This is a genomic window from Marinimicrobium sp. UBA4509 (assembly GCF_002388575.1).
Lineage (GTDB): Bacteria > Pseudomonadota > Gammaproteobacteria > Pseudomonadales > Cellvibrionaceae > Marinimicrobium > Marinimicrobium koreense.
On sequence record NZ_DGMV01000048.1, the window covers coordinates 790 to 19,815 of the forward strand.

General features: G+C 59.3%; 16 protein-coding genes. 4 read left to right on the top strand and 12 right to left on the bottom strand.

What is annotated here, in order from left to right:
• The 7 genes from B3520_RS07505 to B3520_RS07535 all read right to left on the bottom strand — a co-directional run.
• A partial coding sequence (locus B3520_RS07505; RefSeq protein WP_286875788.1) for an MFS transporter occupies nucleotides 1-651 on the bottom strand: 651 nt, incomplete at its 3' end.
• Between the two features lie 2 nt (nucleotides 652-653).
• Complete coding sequence (locus B3520_RS07510; protein ID WP_286875790.1) at nucleotides 654-1,667, bottom strand: ArsJ-associated glyceraldehyde-3-phosphate dehydrogenase; 1,014 nt, start codon at nucleotides 1,665-1,667, stop codon at nucleotides 654-656.
• A gap of 15 nt (nucleotides 1,668-1,682) precedes the next feature.
• Nucleotides 1,683-2,702 (bottom strand): ACR3 family arsenite efflux transporter, encoded by a 1,020-nt coding sequence (gene arsB, locus B3520_RS07515; RefSeq protein WP_024462511.1) that lies wholly within the window; start codon nucleotides 2,700-2,702, stop codon nucleotides 1,683-1,685.
• A gap of 70 nt (nucleotides 2,703-2,772) precedes the next feature.
• Nucleotides 2,773-3,117 (bottom strand): ArsR/SmtB family transcription factor, encoded by a 345-nt coding sequence (locus B3520_RS07520; protein ID WP_238559289.1) that lies wholly within the window; start codon nucleotides 3,115-3,117, stop codon nucleotides 2,773-2,775.
• A 112-nt stretch (nucleotides 3,118-3,229) separates the two neighbouring features.
• The gene (locus tag B3520_RS07525; RefSeq protein WP_286804494.1) at nucleotides 3,230-3,946 is read right to left on the bottom strand and encodes a hypothetical protein; all 717 of its coding nucleotides are present in this window, start codon (nucleotides 3,944-3,946) and stop codon (nucleotides 3,230-3,232) included.
• A gap of 204 nt (nucleotides 3,947-4,150) precedes the next feature.
• Nucleotides 4,151-6,919 carry a TonB-dependent receptor domain-containing protein gene (locus B3520_RS07530; protein WP_286804493.1) on the bottom strand — a complete coding sequence of 923 codons (2,769 nt, stop codon included), beginning with the start codon at nucleotides 6,917-6,919 and terminating at the stop codon, nucleotides 4,151-4,153.
• Nucleotides 6,920-7,026: 107 nt separating this feature from the next.
• Nucleotides 7,027-8,703: a serine/threonine protein kinase gene (locus tag B3520_RS07535; protein ID WP_123639549.1), complete on the bottom strand. Its 1,677-nt coding sequence runs from the start codon at nucleotides 8,701-8,703 to the stop codon at nucleotides 7,027-7,029.
• A gap of 293 nt (nucleotides 8,704-8,996) precedes the next feature.
• Here B3520_RS07535 and B3520_RS07540 point away from each other — a divergent pair, with 293 nt between their 5' ends.
• From B3520_RS07540 to fabB, 3 genes are all read left to right on the top strand, one after another.
• On the top strand, nucleotides 8,997-9,959 hold the full coding sequence (locus B3520_RS07540) for a polyprenyl synthetase family protein (RefSeq protein WP_123639550.1): 963 nt from the start codon (nucleotides 8,997-8,999) through the stop codon (nucleotides 9,957-9,959).
• A 100-nt stretch (nucleotides 9,960-10,059) separates the two neighbouring features.
• Nucleotides 10,060-10,584, top strand: a complete 525-nt coding sequence (fabA, locus tag B3520_RS07545; RefSeq protein ID WP_024462505.1) for a 3-hydroxyacyl-[acyl-carrier-protein] dehydratase FabA — start codon at nucleotides 10,060-10,062, stop codon at nucleotides 10,582-10,584.
• Nucleotides 10,585-10,718: 134 nt separating this feature from the next.
• On the top strand, nucleotides 10,719-11,936 hold the full coding sequence (gene fabB, locus B3520_RS07550) for a beta-ketoacyl-ACP synthase I (RefSeq protein WP_286804492.1): 1,218 nt from the start codon (nucleotides 10,719-10,721) through the stop codon (nucleotides 11,934-11,936).
• 94 nt (nucleotides 11,937-12,030) lie between these two features.
• On the opposite strand, the gene B3520_RS07555 is transcribed toward fabB, so the two are convergent.
• The 3 genes from B3520_RS07555 to B3520_RS07565 form a co-directional block, all read right to left on the bottom strand.
• On the bottom strand, nucleotides 12,031-12,897 hold the full coding sequence (locus B3520_RS07555) for an SDR family oxidoreductase (protein WP_286804491.1): 867 nt from the start codon (nucleotides 12,895-12,897) through the stop codon (nucleotides 12,031-12,033).
• A gap of 26 nt (nucleotides 12,898-12,923) precedes the next feature.
• Nucleotides 12,924-13,472, bottom strand: coding sequence for a single-stranded DNA-binding protein (gene ssb / locus B3520_RS07560; RefSeq protein WP_024462502.1), 549 nt, complete (start codon nucleotides 13,470-13,472; stop codon nucleotides 12,924-12,926).
• A gap of 80 nt (nucleotides 13,473-13,552) precedes the next feature.
• Nucleotides 13,553-14,923, bottom strand: a complete 1,371-nt coding sequence (locus tag B3520_RS07565; protein WP_339619451.1) for an MFS transporter — start codon at nucleotides 14,921-14,923, stop codon at nucleotides 13,553-13,555.
• Between the two features lie 220 nt (nucleotides 14,924-15,143).
• Here B3520_RS07565 and uvrA point away from each other — a divergent pair, with 220 nt between their 5' ends.
• Nucleotides 15,144-18,011, top strand: a complete 2,868-nt coding sequence (gene uvrA, locus B3520_RS07570) for an excinuclease ABC subunit UvrA (protein WP_286804498.1) — start codon at nucleotides 15,144-15,146, stop codon at nucleotides 18,009-18,011.
• A 104-nt stretch (nucleotides 18,012-18,115) separates the two neighbouring features.
• Here uvrA and rplQ read toward each other — a convergent pair whose 3' ends face one another.
• Complete coding sequence (gene rplQ / locus B3520_RS07575) at nucleotides 18,116-18,526, bottom strand: 50S ribosomal protein L17 (RefSeq protein WP_024462499.1); 411 nt, start codon at nucleotides 18,524-18,526, stop codon at nucleotides 18,116-18,118.
• Nucleotides 18,527-18,609: 83 nt separating this feature from the next.
• A partial coding sequence (locus B3520_RS07580) for a DNA-directed RNA polymerase subunit alpha C-terminal domain-containing protein (protein ID WP_286875792.1) occupies nucleotides 18,610-19,026 on the bottom strand: 417 nt, incomplete at its 5' end.

The window sequence follows — 19,026 nt, forward strand, 5'->3', positions numbered from 1 at the left end:
CAGCACATTGACCGCGCGGCTTTTGGAGCAGACCTCAGAAAATTTGGGTTTGCTTTTGGCCCGGCCCAGATCCTTCTTCAGAAAAATCAGGCTGATGATCCAGACCACAGAAAGCGCAGCGGCCATGGCGCCGACGGCGCCGGCAAATCCCACGACCATCAACAGCGCGCCCCCCAAAAAGAAGCCCGCACCTTTCAGCGCATTTTTGGAGCCGGTCAGCACCGCGATCCATTTATAAAGGGCACCGCCCTGCCCGTCCGGCACCAACAACTTGATGGAGCTCTTGGCGCTCATTTTGTTCAGGTCCTTGGCCACACCCGAAAGCGCCTGCGCCGCCATCACCCAGGGCACCGTGAGCATGGCGGCCGGCACCAGCAGCATGGACAGCGCAACGACCTGCAACACCAGCCCCAGATTCATGGTCCGGTTCAGGCCCAGGCGGGCACCGAGCCAGCCGCCCACGAGATTGGTGATCACCCCGAAAATCTCATAGAACAGGAACAGCATGGCGATGGCCAGCGGGCTATAACCGAGTTGGTGAAAATGCAGCACCACCAACATCCGCAGTGCGCCATCGGTCAGGGTGAAGGCCCAATAATTGGCGGTAATCAGCAGGTACTGACGAATGGCCGGAGACAAGTGTGCCAACATGGTCAACCCGCGTGATCCGCGAGGCCGACCTTGCGCGCCAGTTCCGCCGTGCGGTTGGCGTAGCCCCACTCGTTGTCGTACCAGGCGTAGATTTTTACCTGGGTGCCGTCGATCACCAACGTCGACAGGGCATCGATGATGCTGGAGCGCGGATCGGTTTTGTAGTCCACCGACACCAGCGGTCGCTCTTCATAGCCGAGAATGCCCGGCATTTCCTCCTCGGCTGCACGTTTCAGCAGGTGATTGACCTGAGCCGCATCGGTGGCTTTTTCCACTTCAAAGACACAGTCGGTCAGCGACGCATTGGCCAGGGGAACACGCACCGCGTGGCCATTGAGCCGCCCTTTCAGCTCGGGGAAAATCTCCGTAATCGCCTTGGCCGATCCGGTGGTGGTGGGAATCAGGCTCATGCTGCTGGCCCGGGCGCGACGCAGATCCTTGTGAGGCTGATCGAGAATGCTCTGGGTGTTGGTGATATCGTGCAGCGTGGTCATGGAGCCGTGCTTGATGCCCAGCGCCCGATGAATCACTTTGACCACCGGTGCCAGACAGTTGGTGGTACAGGACGCCGCAGTGACAATGCGATGGCGGTCCGCGTCGTACTGATCGTCATTCACCCCCATCACCACATTGAGGATGTCATCGGCTTTCACCGGCGCGGTGACCACCACGCGCTTCACCCCCTGATCCAGATAGGCCTGGAGCAGCTCCCGATCCCGCATTTTGCCCGAGGCTTCAATGACCACATCGCAACCGGACCATTCAGTGTCGCCAATGGCCCGGTTATGAGTGACTGCCACCCGCTGCTCACCAATGGCAATGGCTTGTCCGTCCACCCGCGCTTCGTGAGTCCAGCGACCGTGTACCGAGTCAAAATTCAGCAGGTGCGCCAGTGTCTCCACGTCACCCGCTGGGTCATTGATCTGTGAAAATTCCACTTGAGGCCAATCCCAGCCGGCCCGCAACGCCAGGCGACCCATACGGCCAAAGCCATTAATGCCAATTTTAATCGTCATAACACGCTCCTATTATCAAACCTTGAACCAGTGACGGGTCCGATTCGCAAATGCCACCAGAGACAACATGACCGGCACCTCCACCAGAACACCGACGACGGTGGCCAATGCCGCACCGGATTGCATTCCAAACAGGGAGATGGCCACGGCCACCGCCAACTCAAAAAAGTTCGAGGTCCCGATCATGCAGGCCGGGGCGGCCACATCGTGGGGCAAGCGCAGCCTGTGCGCCATCCAATAGGCCAACATGAAAATGCCGTACGACTGAATCAGTAACGGTATGGCAATCAGAACAATCGCCAGAGGGTTATCGATGATTTCCGGCGCCTGCAGACCGAACAGCAGGACCACTGTCGCCAGCAGTCCGAGAATGGACGCCGGTTTGACCCTGTGCAGAAATTCATTGAGCGCTGGCTCGCCGCCGCGGGCCAATAGCCAACGACGAGTGACCGCACCGGCGATCAACGGCAGCACCACGTAAAGAACAACAGACAATACCAGTGTCTGCCAGGGCACAGTGATATCGGTCATGCCCAGCAAAAACGCGGCCAGCGGCGCAAACGCAAACACCAGTACCAGATCGTTGATGGAGACCTGCACCAGCGTGTAGTTGGGATCACCCTTGGTCAGCTGACTCCAGACAAACACCATGGCGGTGCATGGCGCCACCCCCAGCAGGATCATCCCCGCGATGTATTCCGTGGCGGTCTGCGGGTCAACCCAACCGGCAAAAAACACGCGAAAAAATAACCAGCCCAGCGCCGCCATGGTAAAGGGTTTGATCAACCAGTTGACCACCAGGGTCAGAAACAGGCCCCGGGGGCGCTTACCCACATCTTTGATGGAGGTTAAGTCCACCTGCACCATCATCGGGTAGATCATCAACCAGATGAAAACCGCCACGACCAGGTTGACCTGGGCATACTGCCAACCGGACAGCATTTGGAACGCTGCCGGGAACACCAGACCCAGCGCAACACCGACCCCGATGGCCAGAGCAACCCAAACCGATAAATACCGCTCAAACAATCCCACTAGTCTGCTCCACTGTAATCATCAAACCTGATTGGATAAGGGCCTCTGGTAAGCCCGGTGCCCCTGCTGCTCAGCAAGTCCCATTTGGTCTAACGGCTGTCGGCACACAGACTTCCGGGTGACCCGCGCAGCAATCCCGGACCAGGAACTGAATGACGTCGTTCATATGCTGGATATTGGCGCGATAGATAATGGACCGGCTATGTCGCTCAGAAACAACCCAGCCCGCCCGGGCCAATGTGGCAAGGTGTGTGGACATGGTGTTGTGAGGTACCCCCAACTGACGGGCGATCTCACCAGCGGCCAGTCCCTCGGGTTCGTGGCGGACCAGCAGACGATACGCCGCCAGACGGGTTTCCTGAGAAAGGGCGGCAAAGCTCGGAATAGCGTCTTTAATTTCCATATGTCGAAACATATCGACACATTGGTAAAAGGTCAACCTCTTTATCAGATTGACTCAGCCAGACACAAAAAACCGACTGACCTTTCGGCCAGCCGGTGGATCGGCGCGTTCTTCTGGAATCGGCTTAGTTCGGGTAGTGCAGCACCGCCACGTAGCGCATTTTTTCCGGTTTGCCACTGACCATGCCGGGCAGGAAGCGAGAAGCCTCAAGGGCTTTTTCCACCGCCCGGGCATCGCGCCGGTGCTCACTGTGGCTCTCCAGGCTGCGCGCCGAGATCACCCGACCGCTGTCGTTCACCCAGGCCAATACCCGGGTCAACTCGCCTTCATCGCTGAAGAAGGGCTGGCCCTGGCTCCAGTCGTTTTTACGGTACAGGGAGTACCAGTTCCGGTCGTCCAGCCGCTCCTGCGGGGCGCTGTACTGATAGCCGAAATCGCCCTGCATGTGCCCCAGGTTGGGCAGCAGCATGACCGGAGGCTGGCCTTCCAGGTCGGCATAGACCACCCGGAACACCATCCGTACCGGCACCGGCTCACCATCGACCGTGGCGGCGGAGAAACGCCGGGTCGCCATGGCCTCTTCCACCTGATCGCGCAGGTCGGTGAAACCGTCACGCTCATAGCAGGACACATTGCGGGTCAGACCATCGGTACCCACATCCGCCTGACAGTAGACGGAGGCCACCGGTGTATTGGCGGTCAAGGCTGGAGGCGCCACAGCGGCCTCCAGGTAGCGGAGTGTATCTTCACCAAAGCCCGCAGGCTGATATTGTTCGGCCGCGACACTGCCCACTGAACCCAGGCCCAGCGCGACCAGGGCGCTGACTACGACTTTTTTCATGCTCTTATCCTCTTTCATTGGCACTGAGGGGGTTTGTTGGATGACGGACGGCGCAAATCCGGCTATAAACCCTTTATCCCATGCCCAAAGAGTAGCATTGCGCTTAGCAGAGTTATGTTAATTTATTATGACAGTTTCGGCTTTTTATAGAAAAAAGCCGCTCAAAAGAGCGGCCCAAGCAGCAGAAAAGTATCCGGAACACCGTCAGAAGCGGTACTGGACACTCAGACTGAGATCCTGACCCCGCTCCTGGTTGTAGATCTCCACATCCTGCGTGCTGCCGTCGGAGGCGGTATTGGTCCGCTCGATCACCAGGTTCTCGTCCAGCAGGTTCTTGACTTTCAGCTTCACGGTGAAGTTGTCACTGGGGTAGAAAGAGTAGGTGAAATCCAGCGAGTGGAACGGTTGCTCGAAGCTGTCCGGCGCCCCGTTGCGACCTGCGAAGAACAGGCGCTCGCTGAAGGAGTTGTAGGACAGCGTGGCCGAGTGCATGCCATCGGATGAGTCGTAACCCAGAATCAGGTTGCTGACCACATCGGAGGCGCCCTGAAGCGGGCGAATCGGGTTGGTGGGTGCATCGGCATTGTTGCCGGCCACCAGCTCCTGATCCATGAAGGTGAAGTTACCTTGCACAAAGAAGGGATCCAGCACCGCCGCCATATCGCCCAGGCTCTTCAGGAACTCGACTTCCAGCCCGTACAGCTCCGCGCTGTCGCCGTTGTGGATCTCTGCCCGGATATTGTCATCCGTAGCGGCCCCTTCAAACTGCTCGATGGGGTTCACAATGTCCTTGTAGAACATGGACAGGGTGAAGTTGTCCCCACCGGAGAAGAACCACTCGGCGCGCAGGTCGAAGTTATCGATCTGGGAAGGCACCACGTCCGGATTGCCGTTGACCACAATGTCGGTGATCGGATCAAAGTAACTGGAACCGGAGATTTCCCTCAGGTCCGGACGCACGGTGGTTTCACCAAAGCTGGCCCGCAGCTGGAAGTCTTCCGCCCAGAAGTCCTGGGTCATCCAGGTCAGCGCCACCGAGTTGTACACATCGTCCTCGGTGTAAGTCACTTCCTGGAAGTAGTCGGCCACGACCTGCGGGTCGGGGCTTTCCATGCCCGGGAACTGACTGCCGTCATAGTTGACCGGGTTCCACGGCAGGTTCACCTGTTGATAATCTTCCCAGCGACTACCAATCACCAGACGCCAGGTGTAATCCCAGGTCATGTCCAGCTGGCCGAAGGCCGCGTTCACCTTATTGGCCGCCACATAGCTGTTGGCATTGCCGGAGTTGTTGGTGACCTGGAAGCCATTGGCCGGATCGAGCAGGTTGTCGTCCGCCAGGATGCTACTCAGGTCCTGAGTGAACAGTGGATCGCTGTTCCCGAGCGTGGTGCTGCCCAGATAGAACTCATACTGCTCGTAGGTGCGGGACTTCTGCCAGTAATCCATCCCCCCGGACAGGGCAAACTCCCAGTTACCCAGGGTGGCCGGCATTGTTATAGTGAAGCCGTTGCTGTCGACGTAGTCGCGCAGATCCGAGTAGCGATAACTCGCAGCAGTATTGTTGGCGCCGCTGAACGCCGACGACTGAACCTCACCGGTCTGTGGATCGGTTACCGTCAGGCTCAACGCATTGACTTCATTCGGCAGGTCCGTGGACGCCTCGCTGTCCGAAATATACCAGTCGAAGCTCAGGCCACGCAGGAAGTCCAGGCTGTCACTGAGGCCCAGTGCATCCAGCGTATCCCAACCCAGCTCGTGCTCCCCGTGCACCTGATGCACTTCCAGCTCACGCTGCTCGTAGCGCAGCTCGGTGTTGCGGAAACCCTGTCCATCGGACAGCAGACGGTTGGCGTTGAAGTAATCACGCACCGACACTTCGTCGTCGGTGTTGCGCAACCAGATACTGGTGGTTTCAATGGAGTTTTCCGCGTTCAGACGAAGCCCAAAACTCAGGTTGCCGGAAATATCCACCGAGTTGACGGTCTCATCCTCGGTGACCACCTGGTTCTCAGGGTCCTGAAAGCGGCGCTGGACCACTTCGCGATTGCGCCAGCTGCTGTCATAAGCCGCACCGGCCAGAAAGCCGAACTCCATGTCATTGGGCAGGTAATAATTGTTACCCAGATTGATCTCGGCTTCGATATCCGGCTCGCCGGAGGTTTCCCGAGGGCTGATGTCCCGATTGAGACCGGCGGCCAATTGACGGTTGATCGCCGCGGCGTCCTCAATAGAATCCAGACGGGCAACCGTATTGATATTGTTGATGGAGACATCACCGCGGTACTGATCCAGAGCCGCACTCAACTGAGGCGACAGCGCCCGGGCGCCATCATCGGAACCCCAGCGATCATCCTCACCACCGGTGTAGGTCAGAAAATCCGAGGAAGCGGTGTTGGTGCCGGTACCCAGCTCAATGTTGAACAGAATATCGTCCGGAATACTGGTGGTACGGATGTCGACACTACCACCACCAAAGGCGGCAGGCTTGTCCGCTGACGGCACTTTCTGGATTGCCAGAGAATCCACAATGGAGGTCGGAATGATGTCCAGCGGCAGCACGTTGCGTGACAGGTCCGGGGACGGCACCATGGCGCCGTTGAGCGTGGTGTTGGAGTAGCGCTCACCCAGCCCGCGCACAAAGACAAACTTGCCATCCACCAGGGTGACCCCGGGAACGCGTGTCAACGCCAGCGCGACGGTTGAGTCGCCAATCCGGCTGATCTGATCCGCGCCAAGCAGGTCAGTCGCCACCGCCGCTTCCTGACGCTCCACGGCCAGACTTTCCGCGCCGCTCATCAGGCGGCCGCCGGTCACCAGCAACTCTTCCATGACCGGCGGTGCCATCACCGGCGGCTGGGTCGGTGCACTGTCATCGTCCTGGGCCACGGCCGAGGCACTGATCAAAGCGCTGAGCAGACTGACGCTGAAGCCGGCACGAGCGAGGTGAGTTGAAAATTGTTTGCTGTTCATCTGAACTGCCCTATCTAGTGAAGCTGTAGAGAGCCGCCTAGTAGAAAGGGCGCCGTAAGGCGCCCTTTCGTTACGGCAATCGTGTGTTGACTCGTTGCAGTCGGGGCTTATTCAGCCGCTTCGAACCACAGCGGCTGGGCACGATTGTCCGGGTGCAGGCCGTAAGTCCATCCCGCGGTCCAGTCGTTGTCAGCGGTCACGCCACCGACAAAGTCTGCATCTACCGGAGTCACCTGAGTGGCGTTACCGTTGACCACCATGTCGCCCAGCGGCAGGGAGTAGAAACCATCCAGGATGGCCAGATTGACATCGACGTCGTCAGCGGTCGGGTCTTCACCGTCAGCCGCGGTCTGCATCACGTCGTTGTTGGCTTCGAGGAAGGCACGAGTGGTGGTGCTGTCCGGCAGCGGGCCGCCGTTGGTCAGGGTGGCACAGGCGATGATGGACTCTTCTATCACCAGGTCACCGTCCTGAGCCGCCTGCAGACCTTCAGCCGATTCGATGCGAACACAGTAGTTATCGTCCGCCTGGTCACCCATGTAAGCGGTGGTCAGGATGGAGTTGCGGATGGTCGGGAAGTGCGCTTCCCGGATGCGCCAGCCGTGGCCATCAGCATGAGTACCCGCCGCATTCGGAGAGACGATACAGGTCAGGTTATTGATGGTAGCGCGAGAGTTCAGGCCGCGAGCCACGAAATCGTCGATAGTGGCCTGATCCTGGCTGCTGTAGCTGCCGATACCGTCGGACTCGATGCAGTGATCGCCATCGGTCTCGCCCTGAATCACCAATGCGTTGTTGATGGTGCCGACATAGGCTTCGTCGATATCGATGGAGTCATCGCGGACATACAGACCCACGTAGTTGTTGATATCAACCGCGCCACCGAAGAACTCGATACCGTCGTCGTAGGTTGAGTAAACCTGCAGGAAGTTCACCTCGGTACCGGAACCGACCGCGTTGAAAGAAATGCCGTTCAGGTCGTTACCCGGAGCCACCTGGGCACCAGTGTGCTTGACCATGAAGTACTCCAGGGAGCCGGAGCTGTCTTCATTGTTGTCACCACCGTAGTAAGTCTGGCCAGCGCCGGCCTTACCTTCAGCGGCGATATGGCAATCGGAGGTCGCCAGATCGCCATCCATCATGGTGCCGGTGTAGGCACACTTGTTGGTGATACCGAAACCATTGATGATCATGCCGCCCCACTGCTGGACATCTTCGGGTCCTACGGTACCTTCGATATCGGAGGTAGAAGTCACCACAACCGGCTCTTCCACAGTGCCTTCAGCAAAGATCTGGGAACCGCGATTGACCACAAAGTAATCATCGTTGGAGCGGAAGGCCAGAATGGTGCCCGCTTCCAGGCGCAATACAGAGCCGTCACCACCCTGGGCAATGCCAGCCGCTTCCATGTCAGCGTCGTTGTCGTAGCCCTGACCGATCATCAGGCTGTCGTTGAAGATGTGGGCGCCGTCATTGGACAGGTCGCCAAAAACCAGCTCTTCAGAACCGGTGTAGGGCTTGCTCAGGCTGACAAAATCGGTGCCGTATACGCAGTTGGGCGCATCGTATGAGCCCTGGAAGGTCTCGCCGTCTTGTTCATAGGAGGCACAGGGGTTATCTACGGTTTCGCCACCTCCACCACCACTGGTGTTATTGTTGCTGTTATCGCCAACTGAGTTGTCGACACTGGACTGGTTGCGGGCATCGATCTCGATATCGCCGCCGCCACAAGCCGCCAGCACTGCAGTCAAAGCGGTTACGCTAACAAGGGTCGTGATTTTCATAGGTTGAGCACTCCTGATGGATCGCTTTTTTTGAAAACGGGGACTACCGGCCTCGACCCATAGTCCATGTCTGGTCGGAGAAAGCCTTGCAAGCAACTCGGCTCATCTCGTCGTGTGGCGCCTATGTTCAACAAGTTTTATGAATCTTGGGCGACAGTTTTGTGAAGGTTTTGTGACGAGCACCGGAGGGGAGGCACCGATGGGCCGGTTGACGGTAGGCGCCGGAATTCTTGACAGCCACCCCCTCCCTGCCTAGGATGCCTTTCCTTTATCAGCAACAGAGCCCAAGCCCCATGCTGCCTTTCCACCAGGTTGTTGCGGACGATTTCGAAGCCGTTAACCAGCGCATCATCGAACAGCTCCACTCCGATGTAGAGCTGGTCGAGAATATTGGTCACTACCTTATTGAAGCCGGGGGCAAGCGATTGCGCCCGCTGATGGTGCTGCTCACTTGCCGGGCACTGGACTATAGAGGACAGGACAATCTGGACCTGGCGGCGATCATCGAGTTCATCCACACCGCCACCCTGCTCCACGACGATGTGGTCGACACTTCGGAGCGCCGGCGCGGGCGCATTACCGCCAACGCCCAGTGGGGTAACGCCCCGGCGGTGCTGGTGGGGGACTTCCTGTATTCCCGGGCATTTCAGATGATGGTGGCCATTGGCAGTATGGACATCATGTCGGTGCTGTCGGAAACCACTAACCGTATCGCGGAGGGCGAGGTCCAGCAGTTGGTCAACGCCAAGGACCCCGCCGTCACGGAGAGCAATTACTTCTCAGTGATCGACAAAAAGACGGCCATCCTGTTTGCCTCAGCCTGCGAAGTGGCAGCGGTTCTCAGCGAGGCAGCCCCCGACCAGCGCCAGGCGCTGAGGGCCTACGGCCACCACGTCGGTATGGCCTTTCAGCTGGTAGACGATGCGCTCGACTATCAGGGAGACGCCGAGGCCCTGGGCAAGAACGTCGGTGACGACCTGGCGGAGGGTAAACCCACCCTGCCCCTGATTTATGCTATGCAGACGGGAACACCGGACCAGAAGGCGCTGGTGGCAGGTGCGATCCGGGCGGGAGACACCACAAAGCTGCCGGAGATCCTGCGCATCGTCGAGGAAACTGGCGCCATGGAATACACGCTCGAGCGCGCTCGCGCCCAGGTCGCCAGCGCCAGGGCACAGCTGGCGGCCCTGCCAGAGAACGCCTACACCCGGGCCATGGCCGAGGTGGCGGAGTTCGCCCTGGCCCGGACTCACTAGACAAGCTCCCCACAGTCGGTAGAATGGCGACCTTTGCCGCCCTGAATCCACCCGCAACGGTGACCGATGGGCCGATATAGACTGTAACAGAGCCCCTATTATGAACGCCTTTGCCCAAAAGAACGCCTACAGCCGTGACGAACTGCTCGAGTGTGGCCACGGCCGCCTGTTTGGCCCCGGCAACGCCCAGTTGCCCGTGCCCAATATGCTGATGCTCGACCGGATCGCCCATATCAGCGAAACGGGCGGGGAATTCAGCAAAGGCGAAATCATCGCCGAGCTCGATATTTCTCCCGACCTGTGGTTCTTTGACTGCCACTTCCCCGGCGACCCGGTTATGCCCGGCTGTTTGGGCCTGGACGCCATGTGGCAACTGGTGGGTTTTTTCCTGGGCTGGAAGGGCAACCCCGGTAAGGGACGGGCCCTAGGCTGCGGTGAAGTGAAATTTACCGGGCAGATTCTGCCCACCGCCAAAAAAATCACCTATCACATCAACCTGAAGCGGGTCATTGAGCGCAAGCTGATCATGGGCATCGCCGACGGCCGGGTATCCGTCGATGGCAAAGACATCTACTTTGCCAAGGATTTGCGCGTCGGTCTGTTTCAGAACACTGATTCCTTCTAAATCGGGCGGCCGGGCCAGCCCGTGGCGCTGAACTCAGCTTCTGTCGAGCGGTCCAATCCCCGCCCCGACAGAGCGGTTTGTATGGCATAATGGCGCCCACTGCTTCCGCTACAAACAGAGATAAGAGGTAGCCTATGAAACGCGTTGTAGTTACCGGCATGGGCATTGTGTCCTGCTTAGGTAATGATATTGCCACCGTACTCGAGGCATTACGCGCAGGCCGTTCCGGCATCAAATTTCAGGACAGCTATGCCGAGATGGGTTTCCGCAGCCAAGTGGCGGGCTCCATCGACATTGACCTGAAAGAGTGCATTGATCGCAAAGTGCTTCGCTTCATGGGCGATGCGGCGGCCTTTGCCTATATTTCCATGGATCAGGCCATTGCTGACGCCGGCCTCGATGAGTCGCTGGTGTCAAACGAGCGCACCGGTATCATCATGGGCTCTGGCGGCGCCTCCTCCAAGAACCTGGTGGAAGCAGCTGACGTACTGCGGGAGAAAGGCCTGAAGCGGGTCGGCCCCTACCGGGTCACCCAGACCATGGGCAGCACCACCTCGGCCTGCCTGGCCACACCCTTCAAAATCAAGGGGCTGAACTACTCCATCTCCTCCGCCTGCGCCACCAGCGCCCACTGTATTGGTAGCGCCATGGAGCAGATCCAGCTGGGCAAACAGGACATCGTATTTGCCGGTGGTGGTGAGGAAGAGCACTGGACATTGACCAGCCTGTTCGACGCCATGGGCGCCCTGTCCACCAAGTACAACGACCATCCCGAACAAGCATCACGCGCCTATGATGCAGAGCGCGACGGTTTTGTCATTGCCGGTGGTGGTGGTTGCCTGGTACTGGAAGAGTATGAGCATGCCAAGGCTCGCGGCGCAAAGATCTACGCCGAACTGGTTGGCTACGGCGCCAACTCTGACGGTTACGACATGGTGGCCCCTTCCGGTGAAGGCGCCATTCGCTGCATGAAGCAGGCCCTGGCGACCACCGACGGGGACATTGATTACATCAACTCACACGGCACCAGTACGCCGGTGGGCGACCTGGCTGAACTGAAGGCCATTCGCGCCACCTTTACCGACAAGGTGCCGACCATCAGCTCCACCAAATCCCTCACCGGGCATTCTCTGGGTGCCACCGGCGTACAGGAGGCCATCTACAGCCTCCTGATGATGAAGCACGACTTCATCTGTGCCTCGGCGAACATCACCCAGCTGGACCCCGAAGCCGAAGGGCTGCCGATCGCGACCGAGCGTCAGGATGGGGTGACTCTGGAGCGGGTCATGTCCAACAGCTTCGGTTTTGGCGGCACCAATGCCTGCCTGGTGTTCCAGCGCATGGCCGACTGATACGCCAGACCCTGTTCAGATGGACATAAAAAAACGCGGCATCGGCCGCGTTTTTTTATGTCCACCACGTTTTTATGTCCTGACTTCCGGCTGATCAACCCTGGCGCTGGTGCAGCCACTGTTTGACCATAGGTACCAGGTAGGGCTCCCAAGCCCTTGCCTGTACGCCAAAGCCATCCCGCAGGCGCCGCCCACCCAACACCGCGCTGATAGGCTCATCCGGAGGCAAGGACTCCAGCCTCGTCAGCTCGACCCCCTCCGGCATGCTGTCAAGCTGGCCCAGTACGGCAATCACCTTTTCCGCAAAATCCGCTTCGCTGCAGGGCTCGCGACTGGCGTAATGCATGACCCCCCAGTTCTCCGCCCCACAGCTGATCTGTTTGACCACGCCCACGATCACTCGGGCCGCATCGGACAGCGCCGTGGGTGACCCTTTCAGTCGGACATGGACCGGCACCTCCCCCTGACCACTGAAAATCGCGCCAAGAAGGCGGGTCAGGCGGTTGTCACCATAGCTGCCAATCATCCAGCTCAGGCGGAGAATCAACCGCTTCGACAGCACCCCGGTCACCGCCTGCTCGGCCGCCAACCAGGCGCGCCCGGCGTCACTTTGGGGCATGGGTTCGTCTTTTTCGGCATGACTGCTTTTGTTATCCCCGCCAAAGACCTGATAGCTGGACAGCTGGATCATGGGCAGGCGCTGCTCCTCGCAAACCTGAGCCAGGATGGCGGCGGCCCGGGGGATCAGGGAGCAGTGAGCGCTATCGGGCCGATCGGCCCAACCCAGGGTGTTGATCACCAGCCTGGGGCGCTGATGCTCGATCCAGGCGCGAACCTCCCCGATATCGGTCCAGTTCAGTCGGGCCGACTCGGGCATGATCAGCGCAAAGGGTTCGCGCTCAAGCTCGTGCTCGAGCGCTTTGCCCAGGGCATGGGAGGCGTCAGTCAACAGCAGTTTCAAACGCGGCAACTCACCTGGACGTGGCTTTAGAACGGAATGTCATCATCAAAGCTGTCAAAGCCGCCGGCTGGCTGCTGAGGCTGCCCGCCGCCCCGTGGCGCGTTCTGCTGCCCACCCTGAGCGGGCGCATTCTGGGGGCCGCCGTAATTGCCGCCACCTTGTGGCGCGGAGTAATCGTCCGACGGGCCGGACTGATTGCCATAACCGCCACCGCCGCCATAATTGCTGTTGTCACCACCACGGCCGTCGAGCATCTGCATCTCATTGGCGACAATTTCAGTGGTGTAGCGGTCCTGACCGTCCTGCCCCTGCCACTTGCGGGTACGCAAGGAGCCTTCGATGTAGACTTTGCTGCCCTTTTTCAGATACTCGCCCGCAATCTCGGCCAGACGGTTGAAAAAGACCACCCGGTGCCACTCGGTGCGCTCCTGTGGCTGGCCGGTCTGCTTGTCTTTCCACTGGTCACTGGTGGCCAAATTGACGTTGGTCACCGCCCCACCGGAGGGCATGTAGCGGGTTTCCGGGTCGGCACCCAGGTTCCCGATCAGAATGACTTTGTTGATTCCCCGAGCCATGATGTTCTCCTGTTCGTAAACTGTCTTAAATGGCCGTCAGGATACACCAGCGGCCCTTGGCTGTCAGTCGGTGAATGGGTTCACCGGGCCAACACACACTGTTCGGCGATGGAGGACAGCCGCTTGCGGTCCACCACCCGGGGGTCCACCTTGAGGTAAGCGGTCCCCTCGCTTTCCACGACCACCACTTCGGCCACGCCGGGCACGGCGTATAGCTCTTCACTGAACCGGTCGCTGACCTTGCCTTTGAGCGGAATCAGAACGCTGGCCAGGTAACGGGGCGGGCGCATGCCCACGGCGGCCAGCCACCAGAGCAACACCAGCGTTACGGCCACCGCCGATACCGCCGGCAACCCTCCCACCTGAAACACCCAACCGCCCAGGGCACCGCCGGCAAAGGCGCCGAAAAATTGGCAGCTGGCATAAATACTGGTGGCGGTGCCCTTCCCCCCCGCTGGCGCAATCTTGCTGACCAGTGAGGGAAGGCTGGCTTCCAGCAGGTTGAACGCCATAAAGAACACAAACAGAATGGCCAACACGGCGAATAACGAGCTGACCCAGGGCTGTGCCGCCAGCGCGAGTCCCAACAGGGCAATGGCGCCGAGAAACACCGGCTTCATCTGCCGACGCTTCTCGGCGATGATGATGAACGGCAGCATGGCCGCAAAGGCGCCCGCCAGCAGCGGCAGATAGACAAACCAGTGATCCCCCCGGGCAATACCGAGGTCCGTTTCCAGACGCTGAGGCATGACCAGAAACAGGGCCATCAGCACAAAGTGCAGCACGAAGATGCCCAGGTTCAGGCGCAGCAACTCGCGATTGGCCAATACCTGTCGGATCAGCTCCGGAACGGCCCCGACTTCGCGCCGCCGGCGCGGCGGTCGCTGAACCGTCGGCACCAGTTGCCAGACGATCCACAATCCGACCAGCCCCAGTGCGGCGGTCAACCAGAACACCGCCGCGAGGCCGCCCCAGTTGGCCAGCAGGGGGCCAATCACCAGCGCCAATGAGAAGGAGACACCAATCGCACCACCGATGGTCGCCATGGCCTTGGTGCGGTTCTCTTCGGCCGTAAGGTCCGCCAACAAGGCCATCACCGCGCCAGCGATGGCACCGCCCCCCTGGAGCAGGCGCCCGAGCACCAGTTCATAAACCGAATCGGCCTGCGCAGCAACCACGCTGCCGAGAGTGAACACTAACAAACCGACGGTGATGACGGGCTTTCGGCCGATGCGGTCGGAGAGGATACCGAAAGGAATCTGGAGCAGTGCCTGACTGAAGCCGTAGGCGCCCAGGGCCAGGCCCAGTAGCAGGGGGGTGGCGTGGCGGTAGTCGTCGCCATAGAGGGTGAGCACCGGCAGGACCATGAACAGCCCGAGCATACGGAAGGCGTACAGCAGTGCCAGGGAGACCACCGTGCGGCGCTCGAAGGGGGCCTGAACAATCGGCAAGGACAGCTCCTGATTCACATGGGTAAATGGGAGGCGAATTCTAACACACTGCACGCCCAAACCCTTTGACCCTAAGCCTTCATCAAGTCCGGCTCAGGGTCGGGTATGCCCCGCTCCAAACCGGGCGTGACTATTACTCACTACAATCCTTTACAACCCGGGTGACCGCCCCTCGGTGGGAATGCGTATAATGGGGGATTTGGTCGTTTCGGGAGACATGATGGATACCATTCTGGTTCGGGGGGCGCGCACCCATAACCTCAAGAATATCGACCTCGACATACCGCGGGACAAACTCGTCGTGATTACCGGCCTGTCCGGCTCGGGTAAGTCCTCACTCGCCTTCGACACCCTGTACGCCGAGGGCCAGAGACGCTATGTGGAATCACTCTCCACCTACGCCCGGCAATTCCTCTCCATGATGGAAAAGCCCGACGTCGACCACGTGGAAGGGTTGAGCCCGGCCATCTCCATCGAACAGAAATCCACCTCCCACAACCCGCGCTCCACCGTGGGCACCATTACCGAGATTTATGACTATCTGCGCCTGCTATTCGCCCGGGTAGGTGAGCCCCGCTGCCCGGTGCACGGTGAGCCATTATCGGCCCAAACCGTCAGCGAAATGGTCGACACGGTGCTCGCCCTGCCCGAGGGCACCAAGCTCATGCTTCTGGCCCCGGTTATCCGGGATCGCAAAGGTGAGCACTTACATATCTTCGAGCAACTGAAGCGCGAAGGGTTTATCCGTGCCCGGGTGGACAGCATTCTGGTGGACCTGGATGACCTGCCCAAGCTGGACAAGAAGAAAAAGCACACCATCGAGGTGGTGGTAGACCGGTTCAAAGTCCGGCCCGACCTGCAGACCCGGCTTGCCGAGTCCTTCGAGACCGCTTTGAACCTGACCGAAGGGTTGGCCGGCATCAGCTTTATGGATGGCGAACAGGATGACCAACTGTTCTCCGCCAAGCATGCCTGCCCAGTCTGCGATTACAGCCTGAGTGAGCTGGAACCGCGCCTGTTCTCGTTCAACAATCCCGCCGGCGCCTGCCCGACCTGCGACGGTCTGGGTGTGAAGCAGTTCTTTGATGAATCCCGGGTGATACAGAACCCCGAAGCATCTCTGGCCGAAGGTGCCATTCGCGGCTGGGACCGGCGCAATATCTACTACTACCACATGCTCGACTCTCTGGCGGAGCACTACGGTTTCGATATCGATACGCCCTGGAAAAAGCTCAAAGCCAAAGACCGGCGGGTGGTGCTATACGGCTCGGACGATGAGGAAATTGACTTCAGTTACATTAACGAGCGCGGCGACCTCTACCAGCGTCGGCACCGGTTTGAGGGTGTCCTGCCCAATATGGAGCGGCGCTATCGGGACACCGAATCCTCGTCGGTTCGCGAGGAGCTGGCCAAGTACATGTCCTCCCAATCCTGCCCCAGCTGCGGCGGCGCACGTCTGCGAGAGGAGGCGCGCAATGTGTTCATCGACGAGCACACCCTGCCCCAGATGACCGAGCTGCCAGTCGGGGAGGCCTACGACTACTTCAGCGCCCTCAACTTTCACGGCAGCAAGGCGAGCATTGCGGAGAAAATACTCAAGGAGCTGCGCGACCGGTTCCGCTTTCTGGTGGATGTGGGTCTGAATTACCTGTCTCTGAACCGCAGCGCGGACAGCCTGTCCGGGGGCGAGGCGCAGCGAATCCGCCTCGCGAGTCAGATCGGTGCCGGCCTGGTGGGCGTCATGTACATCCTGGACGAGCCCTCGATCGGGCTGCACCAGCGCGACAATGAGCGCTTACTCCGTACACTGACCCACCTGCGCAATATCGGCAATACGGTGATTGTGGTCGAACACGATGAAGATGCCATACGCCAGGCCGACCATGTGATCGATATCGGCCCGGGCGCTGGCGTTCACGGCGGTCAGGTGATCGCCCAGGGCGACGTCAACGCCATCATGGCCACCGACGGCTCGATTACCGGGGAGTACCTCAGCGGCAAGCGGGAAATCGCTGTGCCAGCGGAGCGTCATCCTGTAGACCCCGACCGGATGTTCCGAATCACCGGCGCCCGGGGTAACAACCTGAAAAACGTCACCCTGGAGCTCCCGGTGGGCCTGATGACCTGTGTCACCGGGGTATCGGGTTCCGGTAAGTCCACCCTGATCAATGCCACACTTCACCCGCTCGCGGCGACGGAACTCAATGGCGCCACCACGCTCAAGGCGGCGCCCTATGAAACCGTTGAATGCATGGATCACTTCGATAAATGCGTCGATATTGATCAGAGCCCGATCGGCCGCACCCCACGCTCCAACCCGGCAACCTATACCGGCATTTTTACCCCCATCAGAGAGCTGTTTGCCGGAACCCAGGAAGCCCGCTCACGCGGTTACAAACCAGGACGATTCAGTTTCAACGTCCGCGGTGGCCGCTGCGAAGCCTGCCAGGGCGACGGGGTCACCAAGGTGGAGATGCACTTTCTGCCGGACGTCTATGTGCCCTGCGACGTATGTAAAGGCAAGCGCTATAACCGCGAGACACTGGAGGTGAAATACAAAGGCAAAAGCATTCACGAAGTGCTGGAGCTGACTGTCGAAGAAGCCAGAACCTTCTTCGACCCGGTCCCTGCGATTGCCAATCGGCTGCAGACGCTCATGGACGTGGGACTTTCCTACATTCGGCTGGGCCAGGCGGCGACGACCTTGTCTGGCGGGGAAGCGCAGCGGGTCAAGCTCTCCCGCGAGCTCTCAAAACGGGACACCGGCCAGACTCTCTACATTCTCGATGAACCGACGACCGGGCTGCACTTTTACGATATCGAGCAACTTCTGGCGGTTCTGCACCGGTTACGGGATCACGGCAATACAGTGGTGGTGATTGAGCACAACCTTGACGTGATCAAAACCGCTGACTGGCTTATCGACCTGGGGCCGGAAGGCGGCTCGGGTGGGGGCGAGATTATCGCCACCGGCACGCCGGAGGCGGTGGCTGAGCAGACACAATCCCACACCGGTCGTTTCCTCAAACCGATGCTGAAGGTGGCGGCAAAGCGCAAAAAAGGGAAAAAGAAAGCCGAGAAAGCCTGACTAAAAGCATTTCTCGCAGATACAAAAAAGCCAGGCATCAGCCTGGCTTTTTTGTATCTGCTTCAATGATGTCCACGAAAGACATCATCAGCGCGGCGCCGATATTACTCGGCGGTATCCGCTGCCGCTTCTACCGGCTCTTCACCCGCTTCAATCTGGGGGCGGTCCACCAGCTCAACATAGGCCATGGGGGCCTTGTCGCCGGCACGGAAGCCACACTTCATGATACGGATATAGCCACCGGGGCGGGACTCATAACGAGGACCCAGCTCCGCGAACAGTTTACCTACCGCTTCTTTATCACGCAGGCGACTGAACGCCAGACGACGGTTGGCAACACTGTCCTTCTTGGCCAAAGTAATCAGCGGCTCGGCTACGCGACGCAGTTCTTTGGCCTTGGGCAAGGTGGTTTTAATCAGCTCGTGCTCAACCAGAGACGCGGTCATATTGCGAAACATGGCTTTGCGATGAGAGCTGTTACGATTCAGTTGACGGCCACTATGACGATGACGCATGACGCTAAACCCTTCACTAACGATCGCTTCACAGCGATCTCGTTAACCGCCGGCCAAACGACCGGCGACGAAACAATGTATTATCAGTCTTCGTTCTTCAAGCTGGCCGGGGGCCAGTTTTCCAAACGCATACCGAGTGACAAACCGCGCGAGGCGAGGACATCTTTGATCTCTGTCAGAGACTTCTTACCGAGGTTCGGGGTCTTCAACAGCTCAACTTCTGTGCGCTGAATCAGATCACCGATATAGTAGATATTCTCTGCCTTCAGGCAGTTCGCAGAGCGAACTGTCAGTTCGAGATCATCAACCGGACGCAGAAGAACAGGATCAATTGCTTCCTCTTTCTCTTCCGGCGTGGACTGCTTCTCAGCCTCCAGGTCGACGAACACGGCCAGCTGCTGTTGCAGGATGGTCGCTGCACGACGAATCGCTTCTTCCGGATCGATGGTACCGTTGGTCTCCAGATCCAGAATCAGCTTGTCCAGGTCGGTACGCTGCTC

Excerpts from the sequence above, each read along its gene's own strand:
- B3520_RS07510 (WP_286875790.1), bottom strand. The coding sequence starts at position 1,667 with ATGACGATTAAAATTGGCATTAATGGCTTTGGCCGTATGGGTCGCCTG.
- B3520_RS07520 (WP_238559289.1), bottom strand. The coding sequence starts at position 3,117 with ATGTTTCGACATATGGAAATTAAAGACGCTATTCCGAGCTTTGCCGCC.
- B3520_RS07525 (WP_286804494.1), bottom strand. The coding sequence starts at position 3,946 with ATGAAAAAAGTCGTAGTCAGCGCCCTGGTCGCGCTGGGCCTGGGTTCA.
- B3520_RS07530 (WP_286804493.1), bottom strand. The coding sequence starts at position 6,919 with ATGAACAGCAAACAATTTTCAACTCACCTCGCTCGTGCCGGCTTCAGC.
- B3520_RS07535 (WP_123639549.1), bottom strand. The coding sequence starts at position 8,703 with ATGAAAATCACGACCCTTGTTAGCGTAACCGCTTTGACTGCAGTGCTG.
- B3520_RS07540 (WP_123639550.1), top strand. The coding sequence starts at position 8,997 with ATGCTGCCTTTCCACCAGGTTGTTGCGGACGATTTCGAAGCCGTTAAC.
- fabA (WP_024462505.1), top strand. The coding sequence starts at position 10,060 with ATGAACGCCTTTGCCCAAAAGAACGCCTACAGCCGTGACGAACTGCTC.
- fabB (WP_286804492.1), top strand. The coding sequence starts at position 10,719 with ATGAAACGCGTTGTAGTTACCGGCATGGGCATTGTGTCCTGCTTAGGT.
- ssb (WP_024462502.1), bottom strand. The coding sequence starts at position 13,472 with ATGGCTCGGGGAATCAACAAAGTCATTCTGATCGGGAACCTGGGTGCC.
- uvrA (WP_286804498.1), top strand. The coding sequence starts at position 15,144 with ATGGATACCATTCTGGTTCGGGGGGCGCGCACCCATAACCTCAAGAAT.
- rplQ (WP_024462499.1), bottom strand. The coding sequence starts at position 18,526 with ATGCGTCATCGTCATAGTGGCCGTCAACTGAATCGTAACAGCTCTCAT.